This is a genomic window from Gemmatimonas sp. (assembly GCF_044345575.1).
GTDB lineage: Bacteria > Gemmatimonadota > Gemmatimonadetes > Gemmatimonadales > Gemmatimonadaceae > Gemmatimonas.
This window is the reverse complement of the sequence record NZ_JBIJAW010000292.1, coordinates 1-4136: the sequence shown is the minus strand read 5'-3', so window position 1 is coordinate 4136 and position 4136 is coordinate 1. Positions and strand designations below refer to the sequence as shown.

3 protein-coding genes are annotated in these 4136 nt (G+C 67.0%); 2 read left to right on the top strand and 1 reads right to left on the bottom strand.

Features of this window, described 5'->3' with window-relative positions; genetic code table 11:
* Both ACIQ6O_RS13800 and ACIQ6O_RS13795 read left to right on the top strand, forming a co-directional pair.
* Window positions 1-2258, top strand: a 2258-nt coding sequence (locus ACIQ6O_RS13800; protein ID WP_396208366.1) for a TonB-dependent receptor, incomplete at its 5' end; no start/stop codon positions are given.
* Between the two features lie 105 nt (window positions 2259-2363).
* A complete protein-coding gene (locus ACIQ6O_RS13795) occupies window positions 2364-2933 on the top strand; it encodes a hypothetical protein (RefSeq protein WP_396208365.1) in 570 nt (189 codons plus the stop codon).
* A 39-nt stretch (window positions 2934-2972) separates the two neighbouring features.
* Here the strand turns inward: ACIQ6O_RS13795 and ACIQ6O_RS13790 are convergent.
* Window positions 2973-4136 (bottom strand): EAL domain-containing protein (locus ACIQ6O_RS13790; protein WP_396208364.1); only part of this gene is annotated, 1164 nt, incomplete at its 5' end.

The following is a 4136-nucleotide window of genomic DNA, read 5'->3' as shown; positions in this document are numbered from 1 at the left end:
TGGAGTCGGGGGAATCCGGTCGTGCCGTGCGCGATGCCGAGGTGGTGGCGGTCTGGACGATTCGGGTGGCCGACCGGACGGTGGAAAAGTCCGCCCGGCAACGCACGGACGGCAACGGTCGATTCGATCTGCGGGACCTGCCGGCGCAGCAGGTAACGCTACGGGTGCGCGCGCTGGGGTTCGCGCCTTGGCTGCGCGATCTCGACCTGCGGACGAGCGACCGGCTGGTCACGGTGCACCTCGATGTCGCCACGGCGGTGCTGCAGGAAGTGGCGGTGCGCGCGGATACGGCCGCCGATCAGCTGGCGCGCGTGGCGGCGGTGAGCACGCTCGATGCGCAGGCGCTCGCGGCCACGCGCGGCCAGACGCTTGGCGAGACGATCAAGAACCTGCCCGGTGTGGCGGTGATCCAGTTCGGGCCGAGCATCGCCAAGCCGGTGATTCGTGGTCTCAACTCGCAGCGCGTGCTGGTGATGAATGGCGGGCTGCGCCAGGAAGATCAGCAGTGGGGCACTGAACACGCGCCCAATATTGATAGCTTCGATGCCGATGCGGTGACCGTGGTGCGTGGAGCGGCGACGGTGCTATACGGGGCCGACGCGCTGGGCGGCGTGGTGCGGGTGGAGCATGCGGCACTGCCGGACACGGGTGGCCTGCGCGGCAACGTGGCGCTCAACACCTTCTCGAACAGCCGGCAGGGGGCGCTGTCGATTGGTGTGCAGGGCGCCGACCTCTCGCTGCCGAAAATCGGTGCAACGGGCTATCGCCTGCGCCTCACGTCGCGCGTGGCGGGCAACGGTGCCGCGCCCGACTACTATCTCACCAACACCGGATTTCGTGAGCTCAACGGCAGTCTCGCGCTTGGCGTGACGCGCGATTGGGGACGCACGGAAGTCTCGGTGTCGCGCTTCGGCACGGAGCTCGGCGTGCTGCGACAGGCGCATGTGGGCAACGCCGACGATCTCGCGCGGGCCATGCGCGGTGTGCCGGCCGACTCCTCGTTCAGTTACGACATCGGCCGCCCGAACCAGCGCGTGTCACACACGACGCTGCGCGTGCGTACCGTGCGCACCTTTGCCGAGGCCGGTGATCTCGAGGTGGTGTACGGGCTGCAGTACAATCACCGCCGCGAATACGACAATCACGGTCCGCTGCGCTTCCGCAACGAGCCGGCGTTCAATCTCAAGCTGTTCAGCAACTCGCTCGATGTGCGCTGGGCGCATCCGCGCTGGAAGGGATGGCGTGGTACCATCGGCACGAGTGCGCTGGCGCAGGGCAATCAGACGCTGGGCAAGGCGTTTCTGATTCCGGGCTACGATCTGTGGCAGGGCGCGGTGTATGCGCAGGAAGAGCTGGCGCTCGGCCGTCTCTCGCTGTCGGGTGGGGTGCGTGGCGATGCGATCTCGCAGACGACACTCGCCTTCGCGGACGCCGGCATTCGCAGTCCGGCCGGCACGAAGGCGTGGCGCAATGTGGCCGGTTCCGTTGGTGCGGCGTATCTCGTGCGCGATGGTCTCGACGTTGCCGTGCGCGTGGCCCGTGCGTGGCGCCCGCCGACGGTAAACGAGCGCTACGCGCAGGGGGTGCACCACGGCACGGCGCAGTACGAGTTGGGCGAGGCCAACCTGTCGAGTGAGCAGTCGCTCGGCGTGGAGGGCACGGTGCGCTATCGCACGCGCACGCTGCAGGTGGATGCGGCGACCTATGCGAATACGGTGAACGACTTCATCTACCTGGAGCCGACCCAACCGGTGCAGACCATTCGCGGGGCGTTTCCGGGCTATCGCTACACGCAGGCTGACGCGCGGTTGCGCGGCGTGGAGCTGGCACTGTCGTACGCGCCGATGGCGCGCGTGCAACTGACGGCCAACGGCACGGTGGTACGCGGGACCAATCGGGCAAGCGGCGAGCCGCTGTTCGACATGCCCGCCGATCGTGTGACACTCAACGCACGATTCCATGGCGCGAGCGTGGATGCCGATGACGCGCCTTGGTACGTGGGTGCGGGCAGTCTGCTCGTACGTCAACAGGATGGGGTACCGAACGGCACGGTGTATACGCTGCCCACGGCGGGCTATGCGCTGCTGCAGCTAGAGGCGGGCTTTCGTGGACGACGAATCTTCGGCCGTCGCGCCGACATCTCGTTTTCGGTGAACAATGCGCTCGATACGCGGTACCGCGATTATCTCAGCCGCTACCGGTTGTTCGTGAATGACACGGGTCGCGACGTGATCGCGCGTGTGACGATGCCGCTGTAAGCGGATTCGGCATCACCACGGACGGTGTAGCAGAAATCTTTCGCAGGACCCGCGGCGCGCGTGACCGCGGCATGTGTTTCACCCCTTTACCGGATGGAGTGCAGGATGTCGAAGCTATCGTCGCGCCGGGTGTTGGCGCTGGGGTCGGTCGTGCTGGTGTCGTTGGCGGCGTGTGGTGAATCGTCCACTGCCCCGGGCGGTGAGTCGGAAGTGATCTCACGCGTGACGCTCACCCTGACGCCGTCGAACGGTGGGGCGGCGCTCACCACGTACATCGACGATGCCGACGGCAAGGGGCCGACCGCACCGAGCGCGCAGGTGGCCATTCCGGCGCTGGTGCGCGGGGTGACGTACACGGGCACGGTGAAGTTCGAGAACCGTCTCAAGTCGCCCGCCGAGGACATCACGGCGGAGGTGCAGACGGAAGCCAACGAGCACCGGGTGTTCTACACGATCACCAGCGGTAGCGGCGTGACCGTCACCACCACTGATGTGGACGGCCAGAACCGTCCGCTCGGTCTACGCTTCTCGAAGGCGGTGGCGGCGGGTGCGACGGCAGGGGCCACGCGTGTCGTGCTGTGCCACTACGACAGCGCGCCGAAGGTGGCGTCGGCCACGTCGTGCACGGGCGAGACCGACATCGACCTCACGTTCGCCCACACGATCGCGCCCTGATTGTGGCGCAGGGTGGGGCGAGCCGGCCGTCGGCGCCTGTCAGGGCGCCGGCGGCCGCAGCGTCTCGCGACGCGCTTCCCACTGCGGGAGCCACGCGTCGAAGGCGACCGGGCTCATGGGACGGGCGATGAAGTACCCCTGCGCCACGTCGCAGCCGAGCTCACGCAGGAGCTCCCAATCGGCATGCAGTTCGATACCTTCGGCGACCGAGCGCATGCTGAGTTGCCGCGCGATGCCCAGGCTGGCCTCGAGGATCGTGCGGCTGGCGCTATCGGCGTGCGCCAGATGTACGAAGCGCCGATCGATCTTGAGTTCATCGAACGGGATGTCCCGCAGCTGAGCCAGCGAAGAATGGCCGGTGCCGAAGTCATCGATGGACAGACCGATGTGCTTGAGGCGAATGCGGGTGAGCACATCGAGAACGGCGAGCGGATTGCGCATCAGCCGACTCTCGGTCACCTCGAGCACCATCAGGTGCGGCGGCAGTCCGGCGGCGCGCACGGTGTCGGCCACGAAGTCGGGAAAGTCGAGTCGCGTGAGACTTTCCATCGAGATATTCACGGCGATGTGAAACTCGTGCCCCACCATGCGCCACGCCCGTCCCTGCTGCAACGCATTGACGAGGATCACCCGGGTCAAGCGATCGATGAGGCCATGTTCTTCGGCCACCCCGATGAACTGCGCCGGGGCGATGATGCCGTAGTCGGGGTGCTGCCATCGGACGAGCGTCTCAACGCCGGTCACGACGCCGTCGATGAGTCGCACCTTGGGCTGATAGACGTTGATGAACTCGCCGGCGTCGATGCCCTGAGCGATTCGTTCCGGTGTGACGACCAGTTCGGCGATCGATGCGCCGCTGACCGGCGTGGGGGCGCGGCGCTGATCGGGGTTCCCGAGCAACGCCGACAGGGCCGCCGGGGTCACGGGCTTGTGCACCGCACCGCGTACCTGAAGCCGATGCGCCTCGGCGAGCCGTCGCGCGGTCTGCAGAATGCGCTCATCCTCGCCGCTGACGAGCAGCAGGCCACCGTGAAAGCGCAGTCGTGCGAGGTGGCGGATGAACTCGATCCCGTCGATTCCCGGCATCTGCAAATCGAGCAGGATGAGATCGGCCACGTGTACATCCTGCTCGAGCAGCGCCAGCGCGGCCGTCGGGTCGTCGAACGACGTGACGTCCTCGAACCCCAGCTTCTTGAGCTGGTG

Excerpts from the sequence above, each read along its gene's own strand:
- ACIQ6O_RS13795 (WP_396208365.1), top strand. The coding sequence starts at position 2,364 with ATGTCGAAGCTATCGTCGCGCCGGGTGTTGGCGCTGGGGTCGGTCGTG.